This is a genomic window from Allolucifera butyrica, assembly GCF_900476375.1.
Classification (GTDB): Bacteria; Bacillota; Negativicutes; order Sporomusales; family UPPP01; genus Lucifera; species Lucifera butyrica.
In genome coordinates this window covers 181,026-200,998 of record NZ_UPPP01000061.1, presented here as the reverse complement: position 1 = coordinate 200,998, position 19,973 = coordinate 181,026, and the positions used below count along the sequence as shown (strand labels likewise).

20 protein-coding genes and 1 tRNA gene are annotated in these 19,973 nt (G+C 48.6%); all 21 read left to right on the top strand.

Features of this window, described 5'->3' with window-relative positions; all coding sequences use genetic code 11:
* The first annotated feature begins 40 nt into the window (after positions 1 to 40).
* The 21 genes from LUCIF_RS06820 to LUCIF_RS06720 all read left to right on the top strand — a co-directional run bounded on the left by LUCIF_RS06820 (position 41) and on the right by LUCIF_RS06720 (position 19,927).
* The gene (locus tag LUCIF_RS06820; protein ID WP_122627118.1) at positions 41 to 772 is read left to right on the top strand and encodes a DUF1614 domain-containing protein; all 732 of its coding nucleotides are present in this window, start codon (positions 41 to 43) and stop codon (positions 770 to 772) included.
* Positions 769 to 1,941, top strand: a complete 1,173-nt coding sequence (spoIIP, locus tag LUCIF_RS06815) for a stage II sporulation protein P (protein ID WP_122627117.1) — start codon at positions 769 to 771, stop codon at positions 1,939 to 1,941. The genes LUCIF_RS06820 and spoIIP overlap by 4 nt, the downstream gene beginning before the upstream one ends.
* Positions 1,938 to 2,357, top strand: a complete 420-nt coding sequence (locus LUCIF_RS06810) for a hypothetical protein (RefSeq protein ID WP_122627116.1) — start codon at positions 1,938 to 1,940, stop codon at positions 2,355 to 2,357. The genes spoIIP and LUCIF_RS06810 overlap by 4 nt, the downstream gene beginning before the upstream one ends.
* Positions 2,354 to 2,809, top strand: coding sequence for a DUF3189 family protein (locus tag LUCIF_RS06805; RefSeq protein WP_165865910.1), 456 nt, complete (start codon positions 2,354 to 2,356; stop codon positions 2,807 to 2,809). The genes LUCIF_RS06810 and LUCIF_RS06805 overlap by 4 nt, the downstream gene beginning before the upstream one ends.
* Positions 2,810 to 2,878: 69 nt before the next feature.
* A complete protein-coding gene (locus tag LUCIF_RS06800; protein WP_207857130.1) occupies positions 2,879 to 4,195 on the top strand; it encodes a DUF512 domain-containing protein in 1,317 nt (438 codons plus the stop codon).
* Positions 4,196 to 4,714 (top strand): cob(I)yrinic acid a,c-diamide adenosyltransferase, encoded by a 519-nt coding sequence (gene cobO, locus LUCIF_RS06795; protein ID WP_122627114.1) that lies wholly within the window; start codon positions 4,196 to 4,198, stop codon positions 4,712 to 4,714. It begins immediately after the preceding gene.
* Positions 4,715 to 4,739: 25 nt separating this feature from the next.
* Entirely contained in the window at positions 4,740 to 6,062 is a 1,323-nt protein-coding gene (gene der, locus LUCIF_RS06790) for a ribosome biogenesis GTPase Der (protein ID WP_122627113.1), read from the top strand.
* 25 nt (positions 6,063 to 6,087) lie between these two features.
* Entirely contained in the window at positions 6,088 to 6,702 is a 615-nt protein-coding gene (gene plsY, locus LUCIF_RS06785; protein WP_122627112.1) for a glycerol-3-phosphate 1-O-acyltransferase PlsY, read from the top strand.
* 7 nt (positions 6,703 to 6,709) lie between these two features.
* On the top strand, positions 6,710 to 7,744 hold the full coding sequence (locus LUCIF_RS06780) for an NAD(P)H-dependent glycerol-3-phosphate dehydrogenase (RefSeq protein ID WP_122627111.1): 1,035 nt from the start codon (positions 6,710 to 6,712) through the stop codon (positions 7,742 to 7,744).
* A gap of 219 nt (positions 7,745 to 7,963) precedes the next feature.
* Positions 7,964 to 9,451 carry a stage IV sporulation protein A gene (gene spoIVA, locus LUCIF_RS06775; protein WP_207857128.1) on the top strand — a complete coding sequence of 496 codons (1,488 nt, stop codon included), beginning with the start codon at positions 7,964 to 7,966 and terminating at the stop codon, positions 9,449 to 9,451.
* Between the two features lie 133 nt (positions 9,452 to 9,584).
* Entirely contained in the window at positions 9,585 to 10,034 is a 450-nt protein-coding gene (locus LUCIF_RS06770; protein WP_279386948.1) for an ACT domain-containing protein, read from the top strand.
* A gap of 15 nt (positions 10,035 to 10,049) precedes the next feature.
* The gene (locus LUCIF_RS06765) at positions 10,050 to 11,345 is read left to right on the top strand and encodes a homoserine dehydrogenase (protein ID WP_122627110.1); all 1,296 of its coding nucleotides are present in this window, start codon (positions 10,050 to 10,052) and stop codon (positions 11,343 to 11,345) included.
* 20 nt (positions 11,346 to 11,365) lie between these two features.
* Positions 11,366 to 12,271 carry a homoserine kinase gene (gene thrB / locus LUCIF_RS06760; protein ID WP_122627109.1) on the top strand — a complete coding sequence of 302 codons (906 nt, stop codon included), beginning with the start codon at positions 11,366 to 11,368 and terminating at the stop codon, positions 12,269 to 12,271.
* 157 nt (positions 12,272 to 12,428) lie between these two features.
* Complete coding sequence (locus LUCIF_RS06755) at positions 12,429 to 12,887, top strand: RidA family protein (protein WP_122627108.1); 459 nt, start codon at positions 12,429 to 12,431, stop codon at positions 12,885 to 12,887.
* A gap of 12 nt (positions 12,888 to 12,899) precedes the next feature.
* Positions 12,900 to 14,372: a PLP-dependent aminotransferase family protein gene (locus LUCIF_RS06750; RefSeq protein WP_122627107.1), complete on the top strand. Its 1,473-nt coding sequence runs from the start codon at positions 12,900 to 12,902 to the stop codon at positions 14,370 to 14,372.
* A 99-nt stretch (positions 14,373 to 14,471) separates the two neighbouring features.
* A tRNA-Pro gene (locus tag LUCIF_RS06745) sits at positions 14,472 to 14,548 on the top strand.
* Between the two features lie 521 nt (positions 14,549 to 15,069).
* Positions 15,070 to 15,705, top strand: coding sequence for a hypothetical protein (locus LUCIF_RS06740; RefSeq protein ID WP_122627106.1), 636 nt, complete (start codon positions 15,070 to 15,072; stop codon positions 15,703 to 15,705).
* 18 nt (positions 15,706 to 15,723) lie between these two features.
* Positions 15,724 to 17,643 carry a contractile injection system protein, VgrG/Pvc8 family gene (locus tag LUCIF_RS06735; RefSeq protein ID WP_122627105.1) on the top strand — a complete coding sequence of 640 codons (1,920 nt, stop codon included), beginning with the start codon at positions 15,724 to 15,726 and terminating at the stop codon, positions 17,641 to 17,643.
* A 176-nt stretch (positions 17,644 to 17,819) separates the two neighbouring features.
* Positions 17,820 to 19,013 carry a pentapeptide repeat-containing protein gene (locus tag LUCIF_RS06730; protein ID WP_122627104.1) on the top strand — a complete coding sequence of 398 codons (1,194 nt, stop codon included), beginning with the start codon at positions 17,820 to 17,822 and terminating at the stop codon, positions 19,011 to 19,013.
* A gap of 4 nt (positions 19,014 to 19,017) precedes the next feature.
* Entirely contained in the window at positions 19,018 to 19,569 is a 552-nt protein-coding gene (locus LUCIF_RS06725; RefSeq protein WP_122627103.1) for an imm11 family protein, read from the top strand.
* Positions 19,550 to 19,927 (top strand): DUF4280 domain-containing protein, encoded by a 378-nt coding sequence (locus tag LUCIF_RS06720; RefSeq protein ID WP_207857116.1) that lies wholly within the window; start codon positions 19,550 to 19,552, stop codon positions 19,925 to 19,927. Before LUCIF_RS06725 ends, LUCIF_RS06720 begins: the two co-directional genes overlap by 20 nt.
* Positions 19,928 to 19,973: the final 46 nt, after the last annotated feature.

The window sequence follows — 19,973 nt, the reverse complement described above, 5'->3', positions numbered from 1 at the left end:
AGCGATTCAATTTAAATTAAAGTGCGAGGGGTGGAAAATAATGGGTATGCCGATAGGAATGATTGCACTATTAGTTGTCGGGGTGCTTGTCTATTTTGGAGTAACCCACCGGATACTAGACCGAATGAGAATGACGGATAAACAGGCACTATTATTTATTGGCGCCATAATTATCGGCAGTTTTATTGATATTCCGGTTATGCGCGCTCCGGTTGCCGTGAGTATCAATGTGGGCGGCGCGTTACTGCCGCTTTTATTGAGTGTATGGCTGATTTTCAAGGCCGATGAAACCGCGGAAAAAATCAGGGCCGTATTGGCGGCCGTTCTGGTAGCGGCTGCTGTATGGCTGGGCTCAAGATACTTGCCTTACGAGCCGGAGAATATGTTTATGGATCCTAAATTGATTTATGGCATAGCGGCCGGACTGATCGCCTATTTGGCAGGGCGGTCGCGAAGAAGCGCTTTTATCGGCGGCGTGCTGGGAATTGTTTTGAGTGATGTCGTTCACATGATAACATTGATTGGTTTGGGCGTGCCCGGTACAACCGCAATTGGAGGAGCCGGGGCATTCGATGTGGTAGTCATAGCCGGTGTTGTTGCCGTGATGATGGCGGAACTGGTAGGGGAGACAAGGGAAAAGTTACAAGGTGGGCCCGTTTTGGGAGCGCATCGTCCCGAGGGATTGTATGAATTTAGTGAAGAGCTTCATAAGAACCCCAAGAAAAAGGATAAAGAAACGGAAAATACTGAGGGGAGGGAGAAGAAACAATGAATAGGATATGGCGCGTAGTTGTTTTCGTATCCTTGCTGCTGCTGACTCTCCCTGCCGTAAGCTTAGCCCATGAACGCAGCGATGGCGGCTATTATAATATTGTTGACGAAAATGGCCGCGTAGTATTTGTGACAGGATGGGGCGTTCAGAACGGAGACCAGTTTTTGACAGCCGATAACAAACGATATGAAGTGACCAGTGTTCAGGGAGACCTGGCCCGGGCAAAATTTATCGGTAGTGTAAATTTGTCCCAATATATGGTAGACAAAGACTCAAAGCTGACTTTCTGGCAGAGAATCCTATCACCCAGTATTGCCCGGGCGCAAGGTGAAAAAGTCGCTATCTATCATACCCACTCCGATGAATCGTATATTCCGACCGATGGCAAACCAAGTATCTATGGTGCCGGCGGGGTATATAAAGTGGGGGATGCCTTTGCCAATGCCTTGCAGAAAGATGGGATCCAACCCATTCATTCTTATGCCAAACATGATCCCCATGATGATATGGCTTACGAACGGTCGCGCCGGACGGTGCTGCAGTTATTGAAACAAAAGCCGGACGCCATCTTTGATGTGCACCGAGATGCGACACCGCCGGAAGTATATAGAACAACGATTAACGGGCAAGATGTGACTAAGGTGCAATTAGTTGTCGGCAAATACGGACCGACCGGAAAACAAATCGAAGATTGGGCCTTGCATCTTAAAGCGGCCGCCGATAAAAAGCATCCCGGCCTTGTCAAGGGGATCTTTTTTGCCAAGGGTGGCGACTATAATCAGGATTTGTTTCCCCGTTCCATGCTGGTGGAAGTAGGATCGGACACCAACACCCGTGGGGAGGCGGAGCGCGGTATTGCCCTGTTTGCGGACGCTATCCCGGCCGTTTTAAGCGGAACCTCCCCCACTCCTGCCAATCAGGCGGGAACGGCGGGAGTAGGCACAGCGGCCTCGGGACCTTCGGGGGCCACGAAATCAATCGGCTGGATCCTGGGATTCCTGGTTGTCGGCACCATCGCCTTTTTGTTCTTGAGCACGGGCGGCATGAAAGAAGCCAAATCAAAATTGAAACATTTTGGAAAAACGGAATTTGCTAACTTCCTGGGCCCGGTAAAGCGAAAAAATAAAGCAAAAGAAAATAAGGAAGACCACGACCAGGAACCAAAGTGATCATTATTTATCAAGGAGCTCAATATTATTTACCCTGGCTGGCTTGCTGCGCTCATCTGGAAAATTTCTGTCTGAGTAGAATGGAAATGAGTCTGCACTCCTTAACCGGGACCAATCCACTAATGCCGGTTGGCACGGACCGGGACGGGAATCTGGTTTGCCTGCTTGTTTCCGGCCGGCATCGGCAGATGTATCAGCGGAACCTTAGCGATATTGCCACAATGTTTGCCGTGGAAGTAAAAATAATTGATGTGGATTGTCTATATTGGCAGGGCTTAAAAGGACATGCCTGGGGCAGGTGGTTGTCGTATATAAAATACTGCTACCTGCCGGCTTTCCTGCGTTGTTCCTTAAATTGGCCGGTCTATGACGTATTGCGGCAACAACTCGCATTACTCCGGAGGGAACCTGTTTGAAGATTATTTACTGCTGTTTTGCCGGGGCCCATGCGTCGGTCGTTGCGTCAGCCATTCATTGCGGTTTGTTGCCTGCCGGCTGTATTCCTACCCGGGACCATATCCTGGCTGTGCCTTATTATGACCGGACCGAGCCGGAACTGATCGGTAAAGTATACTTTATGGGCATGGATGACAAAGAGAATCAAATTTACTTCGCCGGGATGAAGAACGAACGGGCAAGAATGATGGCAGCTATTATGCTCTTGTTAGATGCAGCGGGGATTTGCCGGCAGACCTACATTTTACAGGATACGTTTCCGCTGATTAATTTTTCCACCAAGTTTGGCGGCTTATTATCGAAACGCATCTATTTGACGAGGCTGGGAAGAATTTTATCCGTCTGGGGAATTCAGCGTCAATATGAACAATTTGTCAAGCTGGTAGACAATGTAAAAAGGAGACGGGAGTGATGTTTTTTCTCATCACTCTTTTCTTATTTGCAGGAGAAATAAGCTGGAAAAAGGAATAAATTACTTGAGGTGAGTTTTTTGAAATTGCAAGGCGTCATAGCCAAAGTGGTACCCGGCAGCATCGCCGCTGAAACCGGTCTGGTCCCGGGGGATAAACTGCTTGCTGTTAATGAGCAGCCCCTGCAGGACATTATTGATCTGAGTTTTTCCCTGGCCGAGGAAGTAATCGAGTTATTAATCGAAAAAACAAACGGTGAGCAGGAAATTATCGAAATAGAGAAAGAGTACGATGAAGAACTGGGTATTGAATTTGAAAACGCAGTATTCGATCAAGTGCGTTGTTGTGCCAATCAATGCATTTTTTGTTTTGTTGACCAGATGCCGGCGCACCTTCGCGCCAGCTTATATGTAAAAGATGACGATTACCGGTTATCTTTTTTATATGGCAATTTTATTACCCTGACGAATTTGACGGAGCAAGATATAAACAGGATACAGCGGCTGCATTTATCGCCTTTATATGTTTCGGTTCATACGACGGATGGCCAATTGCGGGCTCAAATGGTGGGGTCAAAAAAAGCAGCCAACATCATGAGCCAGTTAACCCGGCTGGTGGAAAGCGGCATTGAACTGCACACCCAGATCGTTTTGTGTCCCGGAATGAATGACGGTGCCGTATTGGAGCAAACGGTCCGGGATTTATTTCAGTTTCAGCCGCATATTTTGTCGGTGGCTGTTGTACCGGTCGGTCTCACTCAATTTCGTGAAACTTGTTATCCCTTGCGTGTATTTACAGCGGAAGAAGCTGCCAATATAATAAAAAAGGCGGAACAATGGCAGCAGGAATATTATCGGCAGAGTGGGAGTTATTTTGTCTATTTGGCGGATGAATTTTATTTAGCTGCCGGTTATCCGGTTCCGGCCGATGAAAGATATGACGGGTTTCCCCAACTGGAAAATGGTGTCGGCCTCGTTCGCAAGTTTTTGGCGGAGTGGGGAAAAGACGGAGTGGGCAATGGTTCCTATACGGAGCCTGTTTATTTGGATGTGGTCTGCGGCATGTCGGCGGAGAAAATTCTCCGGCCCTTGCTGGAAGCAGTCAAGATACCCAATTTACATATTCGTTTGGTTCCTGTTGCTAATCAGTTCTTTGGGCCCCACATAACCGTAACCGGTTTACTGACCGGAAAGGATATCGCTCAATGCCTTTTGGCTCAGGACGGTTTGCGGACCGGTGTCATTATACCGGGCGTTGCCTTGCGAACCGGCGAGGATGTCTTTTTGGACGACATGACCCTCACCGAGTTGGAGACCCATTTAAAGGTTCCGGTACGCAAAGCTTATTTTGCCAAAGACTTACAATCCTTACTGAGGAGGTGGCAATAAATGCCGGAATTTGGTCTCATTCAAGTATATACCGGTAATGGGAAAGGAAAAACTACTGCTAGTCTGGGGTTGGCCCTTCGCGCCTGCGGACATGGTTTTCATGTATATATGGTTCAATTTATGAAGGCAGCCGGAGTTTACGGTGAAAATAAGGCTGGTTTACCCGGGCTGACGATCGTGCCGGCGGGACGCGCCAGTTTTGTCAATTTACAGGAGCCTGACCCGGTGGACCGGAAGCTGGCCCGCGAAGGCTGGGAGAAAGCCAAAAGGAAGATTGCGTCGGGTGACTGCCAAATTGTCATTTTGGATGAGATTAATGTCGCTCTTTCCTGTGGGCTGTTGGACGTCGATGAGGTTGTCGCCTTTTTAAGGGAGAAAAAATATCCCGTGGAAATTGTTCTTACCGGTAGAAACGCACCGTCCCCAATTATTGAAATTGCCGATTTGGTAACGGAAATGAAGGAAGTAAAACATCCCTTTCAGAACGGGGTGGACGCCCGGCAGGGAATAGAATATTGAAATGAATTTATAAGGGTGATATAGCATGAGTAAACCGATTGTTGCCATCGTAGGCCGGCCTAATGTAGGCAAATCAACATTATTTAACCGGATTGCCAAAAAAAGAGTTTCCATTGTGGAAGATATTCCCGGGGTTACCCGTGACCGGATTTACATGGAAGCGGAATGGACCGGCCATGAATTTACCATGATTGATACCGGTGGTATCGAACTGGAATCGTCGGACCGGATTACCTCCGCCATGCGGCAGCAGGCCCAACTGGCTATTAAGGAAGCGGACGTAGTTGTGTTTGTGGTTGATTGCAAGACCGGATTGACGGCCGCCGATGAAGATGTTGCCACGATCTTGCGCAATGCTGATAAACCGGTATTGCTGGTGGTAAATAAAGTAGACAGTATAAAAGACGAGAATGAGATTTACGAATTTTATAATCTGGGACTCGGCGATCCGCTGCCCGTTTCCGCCGTCAATGCCCTGAATATGGGGGATTTGCTGGACAAGATTGTCGATAACCTGCCGTCCGAGCCGCAAATCGCCGAGAATAGCGATGAAATCAAGGTAGCCGTTATCGGCCGGCCGAATGTGGGAAAATCGTCGCTGGTCAATGCGCTGATTGGAGAAGAACGGGTCATCGTCAGTGATATCCCCGGTACGACCCGGGATGCGATTGATACCCATTTTAACAAGGATGGCACCGATTTTGTCCTGATTGATACGGCGGGAATGCGGCGTAAAGCTAAAATTGATATGCCCGTGGAACGGTATAGTGTAATCCGCTCTTTACGGGCTGTGGATCGTTCGGATGTAGTGCTGATGGTCATTGATGCCGTAGACGGAATCACGGAGCAGGACAAAAAAATTGCCGGGTATGCCCATGAAGCCGGCAAGGCTGTGGTTATTGTCGTGAATAAATGGGATTTAGTTGAAAAAGACGGCAAAACCTCCCTGCGGTTTACCGAAACCATTCGCGGGGAACTGGCCTTCATGCAGTATGCACCGGTTTTGTTTGCCTCGGCATTAACCAAACAACGGGTGCACCGGGTTACGGAACTGGTCAAATATGTAGCCGAACAGCACGCCATGCGGGTGGCGACCAGTGTCTTAAACCAAGTCATTGAAGATGCGGTGGCAATTAATCCTCCTCCAACGGACAAGGGGAAACGGTTGAAGATTTATTTTGCCACGCAGCCCGATGTGAAACCGCCAACCTTTGTGTTTTTTGTGAATGAACCGGAAATTATGCATTTTTCTTATTTGCGGTTTTTGGAAAATAAGTTGCGGGAAGCTTTTGGGTTTGAGGGGACACCGTTAAAATTGGTTGTGCGCGGACGCAAGGAGGACGAATAACAGATTTATGAGTGGGGGAGAAGGAATGAATCTGCTTGCGGTGATTGGCTTGAGTTATTTAATTGGGTCCATTCCCAACGGTTTGCTGATCGGTAAAGGGTTGACGGGAGTCGATATTCGTCAGTTTGGCAGCAAAAACATCGGTGCGACCAATGCGTTCCGGGTATTGGGACCCTGGCCCGCCCTGGCCGTGTTCGTCTCGGATATGTTAAAAGGGGTGGCCGGTGTTTACTTGGGGTCGTGGCTGGTAGGAACGCCTTTGGCGCAGCTGCTGGGCGGAATTGCCGCCATTGCCGGTCATAATTGGTCTGTTTTTTTAGGCTTCAAAGGGGGACGAGGTGTATCCACCGGCCTGGGAGTCATTGCGATGCTGGTTCCCAAGGTGACTTTAATTATTTTCCTTGTTTGGGGGGTCATTGTTTTTACGACCCGTTATGTCTCGCTGGGTTCCGTTGTCGGCGCCGCTTTGCTGCCGGTCCTGGTCTGGCTGTTTCGTGAGCAGACGGAGTATTTATATTTCAGCATTATTGCCGCTCTCTTTGTCATTATCCGGCATAAAGCCAATATAGAACGTTTATTAAAAGGAACAGAATTAAAGATTAAAGCGGGCAGTATGGGCAATGCAAAAAAGGAGAAGTGATTGATCCATGAAAATTGGCGTAATTGGCGCCGGCAGTTGGGGAACGGCTATTGCAGGCATGCTTGGCCGGAAGTACCCAGTCGTATTGTGGGCGCGCAATTCCCAGTTAGTCGATGTGATGCGGCAAACCAGGCAAAATGCGGCGTATCTGCCGGATGTGCTGTTGCCGCAGACCGTTCGTATTACGGCGGACCTGTCGGAAGCCGTCCATAAAGCAGATTTGGTGGTAATTGCCACACCCTCTCACGCCGTTCGCCGGACGGCAGCGGCAATCGCCGCGGCAACGATTGATAAAGATACGATTTTTGTTAATGCCGCTAAAGGATTGGAACTGAATTCCCTAAAACGGATGTCGGAAGTACTCGCAGAAGAACTGCCTGTCTGGTCGGACCGGATTGCCGTTTTATCCGGTCCCAATCATGCCGAAGAAGTAGGCCTGCAATATCCCAGTACGACTGTGGTAGCCGCCCGGTCGCGCCAGGTGGCGGAAACAGTACAGGATATTTTCATGTTGCCTTATTTCCGGGTCTATACCAATCCGGATCTTATCGGTGTAGAATTGGGCGGCGCGTTGAAGAATATCATTGCCTTATGCGCCGGTGCCGCGGAAGGACTGGGATTTGGCGATAATACCAAAGCGGCATTGATGACGCGGGGGCTTGCCGAAATTACCCGTCTGGGGGTGGCCATGCAGGCCAGCCCGCTTACTTTCTCCGGACTCGCCGGGATTGGCGACTTAATCGTAACTTGCACAAGCTGCCACAGCCGCAACCGGCGGGCGGGAATTCTGCTTGCCCAGGGAAAAACCACGCAGGAAATTGAAACGGAAACCAAAATGGTTGTGGAAGGGATCCGGTCTACCCTTGCCGCTTATCAGCTTGCCCAGGGGCTGGGGGTGGAAATGCCGATAACGGAACAGGCCTATAAAGTATTGTATCAGGCCCATTCTCCCCGGGATGCCGTTCTCGACCTGATGTCCCGGGGCCGAACCCATGAAGTGGAAGAAGTTGTAATTGACCCTGTGAACTGGGAAAAAAAATAGACTGGCAGATTTTAGAGTATGGAGTTTCCATACTCTTTTTTACTTTGTAATATTCTGGGCTGCCTGTCATATATTTATAATGATTAATTGGGGTTTTCCTGCATTTTTGGCAATACCAGTCCTTCTCGCCGTAGGTACTCAAGATCAAGGGAGGGATGACTGAGGAGCTTTTGGGCTTTGTGCTCATAGTCTTACATAAATGCAATATGGGGAGGGAAAATGGATAAAATGGAAAAATTCGACCTGTTTAAAGATATTGCCGAACGTACGGGAGGTGATATCTATATTGGCGTCGTAGGTCCGGTGCGGACCGGAAAGTCTACCTTTATTAAAAGATTTATGGAAACCATGGTATTACCAAACATTAGTGACCCCTATGACAAAGAAAGAGCCAAGGATGAACTGCCGCAGAGTGCCGGCGGCAGGACAATCATGACGACCGAACCGAAATTTATTCCCAATGAAGCGGTCAAAATTGATATTAATGATAATGTATCGGTAAAAGTCAGAATGGTTGATTGTGTGGGATATACTGTGGAAGGCGCTTTGGGCTATGAAGAGGAAGCTGGTCCGCGGATGGTTTTAACCCCCTGGTTTGATGAGGAAATTCCTTTTGAAGAAGCAGCGGAAGTAGGAACCCGGAAAGTCATTGCGGAACATTCCACGATCGGTCTGGTAGTCACTACCGACGGTTCAGTGACCGAATTGCCCCGGGAAAAATACATAGCCGCCGAAGAGCGGGTTATTAATGAATTAAAGGAATTGCAGAAGCCATTTCTGGTAATCCTCAACACCAGCCAGCCAACAATTAAGGAAACGCGGGAATTAGTAGCCAAGCTGGAAAGCAAGTATGATATACCGGTTATTCCGGTAGACTGCGCGCAGTTGAATCAGGATGATATCTATGCTATTTTACAGGAAGTACTTTATGAGTTTCCGGTTAAAGAAGTTAATATTACCTTGCCCAAGTGGGTGGAAGAACTGGAAGAGCAGCAATGGCTCCGCCAGAAATTTGACGAGGCTGTACGGGAAGTGGTGCAATATGTGCGCCGGTTACGCGACATTGACAGAGCCATTGACGATTTGTCCGGATATGATTTTATCGCCGACGTGATCCTGCATGATATGGATTTGGGGTCCGGAATTGCGGTCATTGAAATTACCGCCCGTAACGACTTATTCTATCAGGTGCTGGAAGAACTGACCGGCTTTACCATTGAAGGGGAGCATCATCTTCTGCGTCTAATGAAAGATTTGTCGGTGGCGAAACGGGAATATGACAAAATGGCCGATGCCCTGGAGCAGGTTCGTCAGACCGGCTATGGAATTGTTCCGCCTCAATTGGATGAAATGGTGCTGGAAGAACCGGAAATTATCCGTACCGGCAACCGGTTTGGCGTGAAATTGCGGGCGTCCGCGCCTTCACTGCATGTGATCCGGACGGAGGTCCAGGCTGAAATATCGCCCATTATCGGCACTGAGAAACAAAGTGAAGACTTAATTCAATATTTAATGCGGGAATTCGAAGGCGAACCGGAAAAAATCTGGCGTACCAATTTATTTGGCAAGTCATTAAATTCGCTGGTCCGGGAAGGTATTCAGAACAAATTGGCAAGCATGCCCGAAAATGCCCAGGGCAAAATGCGGGATACATTGCAAAAAATCGTTAATGAAGGCAGCGGCGGTCTGATATGCATTATTTTTTAAAAAAAAAAGTCAGTCTGTATAGGCTGACTTATTTTTTTTATATTTTACTTGTATTCTATGTTAGGCTAATGATATAATGTCTACTGTGAAAAGATAATTATCCATAGGTGCAACACCGGGGGAGGAAAATAAAATGATAATGGGACAAAAGTCAATTTTTTATCTTGTCCGGGAAGAAATTCTGCCGGAAGCAATTAAAAAGACTATCAAAGTAAAGGAACTTTTAAAACGGGGAGAAGCCCGGACAATTAACGAAGCTGTGGAAAAAATGGAATTAAGCCGCAGCGCTTATTATAAATATAAAGATTATGTATTTCCCTTTTACGAAGCCAGCCAGGAGAAAATTGTTACGCTGGCCTTATTGCTCGAGCACAAGCCGGGGGTATTATCGAAAGTATTAAATACCATTGCGAATGAACGGGGCAGTGTGTTGACCATTAATCAGGGTATACCACTGCAGGGAGTGGCTAACGCTACCATCTCGATCGAAACAGCGAACCTGGCAATTGACCTGGAAGCCCTCTTAGATAAACTGCGGATGGTGGACGGGGTGAAACGGCTGGAAGTACTGGGACAAGCTTAACGGGAGGCACGCTTTATGAAAGAAGTAATCAATATCGGTCTGCTGGGTTTTGGTACGGTAGGAACGGGCATCGTAAAAATATTGACGGAAAACGCCGGCAGTATCGCGCAAAAAGTCGGCGCTCCGGTTGTAATAAAAAAGATATTGGTCCGCAATCCCAAAAAAGCGCGGGGAAGTAAGATTGATGCGGACATTGTAACGGACGCGGCCGAGGTGATTCATGACCCGGATATTGATATTATCGTGGAAGTCATGGGCGGAGAACAACCGGCTAAGGATTACATGCTGCAGGCATTAAATGCCGGTAAACACGTTGTCACGGCCAATAAGGACGTTGTGGCCAAATATGGACGGGAACTCTTTGCGGCGGCGGAAAAGAACCATGTGGATTTTCTGTTCGAAGGCAGCGTGGGCGGCGGTATTCCCATAATTACGCCCTTGAAACAGTGTCTGGCGGCCAATCAGATTACGGAAGTAATGGGAATCGTAAATGGTACTACCAATTATATGCTGACCAAAATGACCCGGGAACATCTGGATTTTGATAGCGTATTAAAGGAAGCCCAGGCCCAGGGATATGCGGAAGCAGACCCGACGGCCGATGTCGGTGGCTGGGATGCAGCCAGAAAAATTGCCATACTCGCTTCGATTGCCTTTGGAACCAGAGTTTCGCTGGAGGATGTATATGTAGAGGGCATTACGAATGTTTCTCTCGAAGATGTCGATTATGCGAAAGAGTTAGGTTATGTTATTAAACTGCTGGCAATTGCCAAACGGGACGACCAGGGAATTTCTGTCCGGGTTCATCCGGCGTTTATTCCGGCCACGCACCCTCTGGCAGCGGTGAACGATGTATATAATGCTATTTATGTTAAAGGCGATGCAGTGGGGGAAACGATGTTTTACGGCCGGGGCGCCGGTTCATTGCCCACGGCCAGTGCGGTTGTCGGTGATATTATTGATGAAGCAAGAGACCTGCAGAATCAGGTCAGCAGCCGGATCTTGTGCACTTGCTTTGAACAAACGCCGATTTATTCGGTGGAACATACAGAGTCGCCCTATTATATTCGCTTATTGGTGCAAGATAAACCCGGTGTGCTGGCTGCGATTGCCGGAGCGTTCGGCGCCCAGCAGGTAAGCTTGCATTCGGTAATTCAAAAACGGAAAGTGGATCATTATTCAGAAATTGTATTGATTACTTACCGGGTTTTGGATGCCAATCTCCGTTTGGCCATGAGCACCATTTCCGGCATGCATGTTGTCACTAAAATTCGCAGTGTAATCCGGGTTGAAGCGGAAGAAATTGATTAATCAGGGTACGTGGAGGGGAAATGGGAACTTTAGTTAAAGTGCGGGTCCCCGGAACGACAGCAAACTGCGGTCCAGGATTTGACAGTATCGGTATGGCTTGTACGATCTATAATGAATTGGAATTGACCCTGTCCGGACGAGAGAGACTAAGCATTGAAGTATGCGGCGAAGGGGCCGGAATGATTCCCTGTGATGAGCATAATATTGCCTTGCAAGCGATTCAGGCCGTGTTAACCCGGGTTGGGACAAAGGAGCGGGGAATTGTTCTGCGGATGGAGAATACTATTCCCCTGGCCCGCGGGCTCGGCAGCAGCGCGGCAGCGATTGTAGCCGGTCTGGTAGCCGCGAATGTGGCTACGGGCAATCAACTGTCCCGGGAAGAAATTTTCAATATGGCAACTCAAATCGAAGGGCATCCGGATAATGTAGCCCCCGCTCTCTATGGCGGAATTACGCTCAGCGTTGTCGAGGGGAAAAACGCTCATTGCCTGAATTTTACCCCGCCGGCGGAACTGAAGCTGGTTGTGGCTATACCGGCCTTTGGACTGTCAACGCAAGTGGCCCGCCAGGTTTTGCCGGATGCGGTATCCCTGGAAGATGCTGTTTTTAATATTAGCCGCGCCGCCCTATTGATTGGGGCTTTAACCCAGGGAAAACTGGATTTTTTGCAATATGCGCTGCCGGACCGCATCCATCAGCCTTATCGTGAAAAATTGATTCCGGGTATGGCCGCTGTTTTTCAAAGTGCTATCCAGGCCGGTGCGCTGGGGGCCGCTATCAGCGGGGCAGGGCCTTGTCTGGTGGCGTTTACCCGGCAAAATTGCGACACCATCGGGGAGGCTATGGTAGCAGCGTTTGAAAAACACGAAGTGGTGTCCCGGTATATAGTAATGGATATCGATTTGCGCGGTGCCGTTGTCATATAAAAATGCCGGTTTTGCCAATAAGAATAAGAAGGAACAGGTTCTCTCATACTAATGGGGAGAGCCTTTTTTGTTTTTTAATACGGTCAAATCGGCGTAAAAAGGTTGCAGCTTGTGTTTTCATTTTTTTAAGCTTAAAAAAGGGTAAGGAGGTTATTAAATGAGTGCGGAAACGAAACTTAAGGAACTTGGAATTTCTGTTCCGGAGGCGCCAAAACCGGTGGCTGCCTATGTTTCTGCCGTAAAAATCGGCGAATATGTATATACTTCCGGTCAAATTCCCTTTGAAAACGGGCAATTAAAATATAAGGGAAAAGTGGGTAAGGATTTGAATGTGGACCAAGGCTATGATGCGGCCAAAATTTGTGCGATAAACTGTCTGGCGGCGATAAAAAGTCTGATTGGTTCATTGGATAACATTGAAAAAGTAGTGAAAGTAGTTGGCTTTGTGAATAGCGCTCCGGGATTTATCGACCAGCCCAAAGTGATTAACGGCGCATCGGAGTTAGTGGGAAGTGTTTTTGGCCAAGCCGGCGAACATGCCCGGTCGGCGGTTGGCGTGGCGGAATTGCCTGTTAATGCGCCCGTGGAAGTAGAATTTATTGTGAAGGTAAAATAAGGGGGCCAAAGAATGCGCAAGTTCAAGTATAAGTTTCAAATGTATCGCAACTTGCAGGCGAATATTGCCAACATTTATAATGAGGCCCGCCGGGCTGCCGACGAATTGAATATTCCCCAGGAACTGCGCGGTCGGTTTGGTTTGACAGGTGCTATTTCCGGTTGTCCCGCACCGCTGCGGGACGATATTTTACATGCCGGCGAAGCGGGAGCTACGGAAGTCATTCCTTTGGCTAAATTAGTCGATGAAATTCGGGAATTGGTGAAAGATGTTTATGGCGATGATTTTGACGCGGCCCCTGCCTCCACTTGTGAGGCGGGTTTGTGGGTTACTTTTGACAGTCTGTTCAGTCCACCGATGATGGGGCGCGGCGACAATTACCGGTCCCGCTATATCGCACCCTACGAAAAACACATGCATCACCAAGGGGGATATGGACGGCCCTTTCCACCGCGGTTTAAAGATTTCTTAGCCGACAGAGGATCGACAGCGGGTGAACTCGGTTTTTATGGCAAGCGTCAGAACAATCTGGACACGGTCATTGTTCCTTTGGCCGGCGCCTGGTATGATGTCCATGGCATAAAATATCATCCTGTTCCATTATTGACAAATGTTGATCCGGAAGAATCCATCGAGATTTTGAGTCAGTATGCCGATATTCATGCCCCCTTTCTTGCCGGTATTACGTCTTTAGGCTATGAAACGCCCGGTTATGGCTACGGCGCGAAAGATGAAGAAGGGACACCGGTGCTGCAGAAATATTTATCGGAACTGGCCCATTCCTACGATTTGCCATATGTTATTGATAATGCCTGGGGCTTGCCGTTTGTTGGCGCCAGTCCGCTGAAAAACGGAGCCGATGTTATTGTCTACAGCATGGATAAGGCGACCGGAGCGGCAACGAGCGGACTGATTATCGGCCGGGAAGAATATATGGTTCCGATTCGCCGGGCCATGGGACTGCACGGTGACCGCTACGGAACAACCGCTTCCTATGGAAGAGCTGCCTATGTAACTTACGATCCCGGCAAGGAAGCTTTATTGACTCAAATTCAGGCGCTAAAAGTGCTGCGGGACCGTCCTCAAGTGCTTACCCAACCGGTTGATGACCTGGAGCGAATTATAAAAGAAGAATTCGCTCAGATTCAACTGCCCGACCATTTGAAGGATGGCATCCTGATATCCAAGTCGTACAACTCAACAGCGGTGGAAGTAAACTATGAAAAAACATGGCAAAACCGGGAAATGGGAATTCCCATTTTTTCGATTGAAGACATGTATGCCGGCACAAACCTCTTCCAGACCGGGCTGTCCCAAATGGGCGTCATTCCAACAGTGGCCTATGACGGCAACATCTATATATCTCCCGGCCTGGGCACCTGTGACAGCAAGGGACAGCTTATTGAAGAGAATACACGGTATGCAATTAAGGCATTGGTACGATTGATAGAAATTGTCTGCCGTTATGCCGGAATTACCGAATAGCTTCCAGACGGATTACATACGGGAAACAAGCCTGCAATGGTAATCGGAAGATATAGCTTGACATAGGAGCCAAAAAGAAGTAAAATAGTCTTTGTCAGTCGGGGCGTAGCTCAGTTTGGTAGAGCGCTACCTTGGGGTGGTAGAGGCCGCACGTTCAAGTCGTGTCGCTCCGACCAGTAAAATAAGTAATATCTAGAGTTCGCGGGAACGCGGACTCTTTTATTATGGTAACATTTCCTCGAGCTGTCCTTCAAAGGTGTTTTTAGTGGACAAATAGGATGAAATGTATATATAACGAAATTCAGTGAATATATTAATAGGGAAGAGGAGGAATAAAAGCCATGACTACCAGACTTCAAGAGGGTTATATGAAAAAAGGTCTCGTAAATTCTAGACCTACTACACCACGGCCTCAAAAGCCAAGGGCAAATGAAAATTCCAAAGGCCGCTAATAACTAGTGCGTTAAGGAGGCTATCTGGTACCTGGGATGGTAGAGGCCGCACGTTCAAATCGTGTCGCTCCGCCAGTTTGAAAATTAATAGATACAGTAGAATCAAGAGTCCGTGAAAATACGGACTCTTTTATTTTTGTCACTTTTTTGTCACAAATTTATTATAAGCTTTAAAAAGAAAAATTTTCCATTCCATATTATTGATTTAAGGGAATTTTATCCCATTTCAAATGAAGGAGGTTGCTATGTCATTGAAATACATGGACGAAGAAATTATAAAACTCATGGTGGAACAAGAAGAACGGGAAGAACTCGCAGCGAGGGAAGCCGCAGTCCGGGCGGAAACAACATCGCAAACCATTTATGACGGACAAGTCACCGTTTTGGGGGAAACAATCCAGTTTGCTCCCCGTGATTTGCTGGCGGGAACGATCCGGATGGTCTTACCGGAGGAATGGCAGGATATGCCGATGGAGCTGGTAAAGACCAAATATCCTTATGAATCCCGCCCGCAAGTAATTCTTACCGATTACACCACTACCGTCAACCTAACCATAAAACCATTGGCGCAACGGTTGCGCAACGAACAGGTAGCCGATTTTGCGGCGGCTTTAAAACTGCTGACGGGTAAAAGCATGAAAGCCTCCTTTCTAGAAGAAGGTTTTATCGAAAATAGAGAAAACCGCCTGCCGGTCGCCTGGTATGACTTTATCCTGCCGGCTGCCGATGAAGAGATCTATAACCTAATGGGCTGTATAGTATTAGATGGGCAGGCCGTACTGATTACCTTCAATTGCTTGGCGAAAGAGCAAGCACGCTGGAAGCCGGTTGCTCTGGAAATGATGGGCACATTACAGTTTGTATATCAGGAACAAAGGTAGAGGAGGCCGAAAGATACGATGGATATCAGCGCAACGGGCAGCATAAAAGAAGCTGTCGCCAACGCAGGGCAAGCCGCCGGTGGAGTCAAAACGCCGGCGGCTCTGGGGATCAACAACCTAGCCAATATTTCGCAATTTGTCAATGCCGCATCCAGCCTGGGCCTTTCGGGTGCCGGTAAAATCAGTTCCTTTATGAACGGAGCCGCCGGGGTAGGAGCCTTATCAGGCGGCAAATTAACGGCAGAAACGGCAGCAAGCTATATCGGCGGCGCGGTGCAAAGCGGTCTGGTAGAGTCCAATTTGGCCAAACCGGAACAAGCCATGGCTCTGGTCAATACCGGAAAAGTTTTGGGAATTACTTCCGCCAATATCTCCGACAAAATACCGGCAATCCTGGAGAAAGCGGAAAAAATGGGAATCAAGGCGGTCGAACCACAGAATGATGAGAATAACGGCAGCGGGTTGCCCGCTTCGGCAGGACCGGCCATAGCCGTCCACAAGCTTCGCTTTGTTCCCTTTGATTTCTCGGACATTTTGGATGTGCGCATTCGTCAGGAAATCAATGAACACGCTGCCTTAACCGTAAAAGGCGTGTTAAGAGCAACGGAGGATTACACTGTCCAGCATACCGGCGCAGGTACGGCGGCCGCTCTGTACAGTGTGGATGAAAACGGCCAGACCGAATGCCTGTTTCAGGGAATCATCCTTACGGTGGAGCAAAAGCAAACGACCGATTTAAAATATATCGAAGTGCAGGTCGTCAGCCCCAGCTATAACCTGGATGTAAAGAAAAACAGCCGTTCCTTTCAGCGTATGACCGCCACGTATGATGATGTTATTCAGGCGGTAGTCCGGGGAGAAGCCGAAGTCAACAACCGGGAGGGAAAAAAACAAACCGGAAAACTCATCGTGCAATATAAAGAAACGGATTGGGAATTTATGCGCCGTATGGCCTCACACTTCAATACCGGCCTTGTACCGGTCGTCACCTCCGACAAAGTCCAGATCTACTTTGGCGTACCCATTGGGCAGCAAGCCAAAACTATCACGACAGCCTCATACCGGGTAAAAAAGGAAATTGGAAAATTTCGTACCGCTCAGGCCAATGACGCGGTCCATTCTCAGCCAAGTTTAAGCGAGGCGGATTTTATCTGCTATCAGGTAGACAGTATTGACCGGTTTACGATTGGAGACTGTATTCAATTTTTGCAGCATACCTTGTACGTAAACTCCATCGAAGCGGCGTTGGAACAAGGCGTGCTTACCTATCATTATTTATTGGTCAGCAAAAACGGACTTTTTCAGAAAGACCGGTTTAATCCCCTGCTTGCCGGTGTATCCGTTATGGCGCAGGTAAAGGTCGTTACCAAAGACCAAATCAAAGCGTATCTGGTAGAAATTGATCCCGCATGGGATAGCGGGGCGGACTGGTATTTTCCTTACTCTACCGTGTTTTCCTCGCCGACGGGCAGTGGTTTTTATGCCATGCCGGAACCGGGCGATACGGTCCGCATTTATTTTCCCACCCATAAAGAAGAAGACGCGGTAGCGGCAAGCTCGGTCAACCGGGACGAATCCCTGCAAAGCCAACAAAGAACAGCCGGCGGCATCGGCGATAATCCGCCACCCCGGACCGACCCGGACAGAAAATCCTTCAGCAACAAATACGGTAAAGAAGTGCTCTTTACGCCGGAAGGAATCTATATTACCGGTCAGGCCGGAAAAATCTTCATTTATCTTACCGACGCCGACGGCATTACCATTGTCAGCGAAAAGGATATCCAGATCAAAAGCCAGGAAAGCATTCTTATTCATGCGGACAAAGACGTGGTTTTTCAAGGGGGCGAAAGCGTAAAAATCAATTGCGGGCCGGCGCTCATCCAAAGCGAGAAAAGCGGTCTGATTACAATCAAAGGGGAAGAAGTCAAGACCAACTAAACCCACATTCCGCACCCTGAATGTATGGCGACAATATTTCTCCCAATTATAGCCACGAAGTAAATAATTAAGTTTACATTCCGTTTAAAATTCATCAAGTTGATTTTTCTCTGGAGAATTATTGTCGATTGACAGAGGACTGCGGAAAATGGGACTGATGGAGGGTATCCGTTTCTATGAACCAATATGAAGCACTGCTGCATCTCTTGAAAAACGGCGCCGCCGAGCCATATTACCAAAACCTGGAGGCTTTGGACGCCTACTATCTATCGCATCTAGAAAAGCTGACCGAAGACTTCGTGCTGGTTTTCTGCCGCTTCTGCCGGAAAGTCCGTAAACAGCAAGAACAAGGCCGGAAAGGCAAAATTGCCTATATTCACTGTTCTTTCCTCTATACCTCGTTAATGGAGGGAAAAGGGGGCTATCGCCTGGATGCATTGGATGAAAACTGGTATCTCGATAAACAGGAATGCGCCGGTTCCTACGATGGCGCCTGGGCCTATTCCTTTCTCCATGAATTTTGCTGCCGGCTGAATGACGCCCGAAAAAAATATGCCGGCCGGATTACCGTTTATGACATTGACTTAATAAAAAGGACGGAAGCCGCCCGATATGGCGCCTATGTAGAAGCAATCGCCCGCCGGGGAATGAAAAAAGCGGTAACCTGTCCGGAATTCATCGCCATGGAAAAAGAAGACGTAGTCCACATAACCATTGGCGAATACAAAGACCAGTCCCGTGAGATATACCGTTATGATATTCGTCCCAAGGACTGGGAAGCCGTCCAAACCAGTCTGGCCCAACAGGAAAGGCGCTTTACCGGCGAAGTGTGGACCGCACTGGACTTTCCGGCCATGAATATGGACCAACTGGAATTACAATACGTTCGCTTTGCGAAAAGTACATTTCAACAAACCCAGCTTCGCTACAGCGAATTATGGGGAGCGGATTTTACCGGCGCCCGGATTTCTAAGTCCGATTTCTTCCACAGTGTCATGCCGGGAGCGGACTTTAGCCAGGCGGAAATTACCGGCAGCCGGTTTCACTATATTGACGGAGCCCAATGCAATCTAACCAGAGAACGATTCATCGGGATTCTGCCGGGCATCTCTTTTGCCCAGGCGACACTGCGCAACGTGAACTTTTATCACGCACAATTAAACCAGGCCAATTTTCGGGAAACCCGGTTCATTGATTGCGATTTTATGGATTGCTGTTTAACCGGCGCCGATTTTTCCCGGGCGGAATTTACTCACTGCCACTTCACCCGGGCGCAAATGGGGGCAGCGGTCTTTTCCCCGGACACGAACCTGGAATGTCTGGGGTTGGATCCGCGGCAAAGACAAGAAGTCATTCGGCGGGGGGTATAAGGCGATGGAATATTTTAGCTTAAAATCAGGCGAACACACCGGCAGACTTCGCCTGCCGGCTCCTGCCGTCCTGGCTAATAAGAAACTACTGACCAAAGAACAAGCCGGGCAACGGGATGACATGAACCTGGTGATGCAAGCCGGCGGCAGTACGGAACGATATGCCGACGTCATAACCAGTCCGGTTTGTCTCGTCAGCAATGAAATCAAAGAACTGTTCGCCAAATACGACAAAACCCTGATATTCAAGGCTTGCCGTATCATCCGGGAAAAAAGGCAGGACCAGGCTCTGTATTGGCTTTTAGGAGTCGAAGAACTCGACTGTCTGGCGGCGAGCGCCGTTTTTTACCCTGACAAAAGAATCAAACATCTGGTGCTTGACCCGGCAAAAATCGGCAATAAGCCAATCTTCAAACTGGCCGAAACCCTGGAAATGTTCCTTGTCGTCCGGCTGGACGTGGCGGAGAGCCTGCTAAGGCGTCTAACCTACGGCATTGAATTGAAACGGATCGCTACAGAAGGGGAGGAAATAGAAGATGAGCAAGGGCCTGTATGATATGGGGACCAATCTTTCGCCCGCCGGAGGCGGGGAATTCACCTATGTGGTTCGCGGCGCGCAAACCGCCTGCGACAAAGGCAGCAAACCAAGCAACCTGAATATTCCTTTTTCTCACGGCGTCTTTTTAAAAAATCAACCGCAATTAAACACAATGGACTATGTACCCAATGTAAACATCATGCCCTACGGAACCTGCAGCGTATTGGACGGGCCGTGCCAGCCCGCCACCAGTCCCTGGGCCGGCGGGAAAACGGACGTGCTGATTGAGACACAACCGGCCTTGCTCAACCGCTGCACAACCGCCTGCGCCGTCGGCGGAAAAATCAGAATTACCAATGACGGACAAGGCGGTTAGAGCGAGGGAGAAACCCGATTCTTGCACAATAGGGAGGGAGAACGCT

Excerpts from the sequence above, each read along its gene's own strand:
- LUCIF_RS06755 (WP_122627108.1), top strand. The coding sequence starts at position 12,429 with ATGAGTGCGGAAACGAAACTTAAGGAACTTGGAATTTCTGTTCCGGAG.
- LUCIF_RS06735 (WP_122627105.1), top strand. The coding sequence starts at position 15,724 with ATGGATATCAGCGCAACGGGCAGCATAAAAGAAGCTGTCGCCAACGCA.
- LUCIF_RS06780 (WP_122627111.1), top strand. The coding sequence starts at position 6,710 with ATGAAAATTGGCGTAATTGGCGCCGGCAGTTGGGGAACGGCTATTGCA.
- LUCIF_RS06720 (WP_207857116.1), top strand. The coding sequence starts at position 19,550 with ATGAGCAAGGGCCTGTATGATATGGGGACCAATCTTTCGCCCGCCGGA.
- spoIIP (WP_122627117.1), top strand. The coding sequence starts at position 769 with ATGAATAGGATATGGCGCGTAGTTGTTTTCGTATCCTTGCTGCTGCTG.
- cobO (WP_122627114.1), top strand. The coding sequence starts at position 4,196 with ATGCCGGAATTTGGTCTCATTCAAGTATATACCGGTAATGGGAAAGGA.
- LUCIF_RS06750 (WP_122627107.1), top strand. The coding sequence starts at position 12,900 with ATGCGCAAGTTCAAGTATAAGTTTCAAATGTATCGCAACTTGCAGGCG.
- plsY (WP_122627112.1), top strand. The coding sequence starts at position 6,088 with ATGAATCTGCTTGCGGTGATTGGCTTGAGTTATTTAATTGGGTCCATT.
- LUCIF_RS06740 (WP_122627106.1), top strand. The coding sequence starts at position 15,070 with ATGTCATTGAAATACATGGACGAAGAAATTATAAAACTCATGGTGGAA.
- der (WP_122627113.1), top strand. The coding sequence starts at position 4,740 with ATGAGTAAACCGATTGTTGCCATCGTAGGCCGGCCTAATGTAGGCAAA.
- LUCIF_RS06725 (WP_122627103.1), top strand. The coding sequence starts at position 19,018 with ATGGAATATTTTAGCTTAAAATCAGGCGAACACACCGGCAGACTTCGC.
- LUCIF_RS06820 (WP_122627118.1), top strand. The coding sequence starts at position 41 with ATGGGTATGCCGATAGGAATGATTGCACTATTAGTTGTCGGGGTGCTT.
- LUCIF_RS06765 (WP_122627110.1), top strand. The coding sequence starts at position 10,050 with ATGAAAGAAGTAATCAATATCGGTCTGCTGGGTTTTGGTACGGTAGGA.
- LUCIF_RS06730 (WP_122627104.1), top strand. The coding sequence starts at position 17,820 with ATGAACCAATATGAAGCACTGCTGCATCTCTTGAAAAACGGCGCCGCC.
- spoIVA (WP_207857128.1), top strand. The coding sequence starts at position 7,964 with ATGGATAAAATGGAAAAATTCGACCTGTTTAAAGATATTGCCGAACGT.
- LUCIF_RS06770 (WP_279386948.1), top strand. The coding sequence starts at position 9,585 with ATGATAATGGGACAAAAGTCAATTTTTTATCTTGTCCGGGAAGAAATT.
- thrB (WP_122627109.1), top strand. The coding sequence starts at position 11,366 with ATGGGAACTTTAGTTAAAGTGCGGGTCCCCGGAACGACAGCAAACTGC.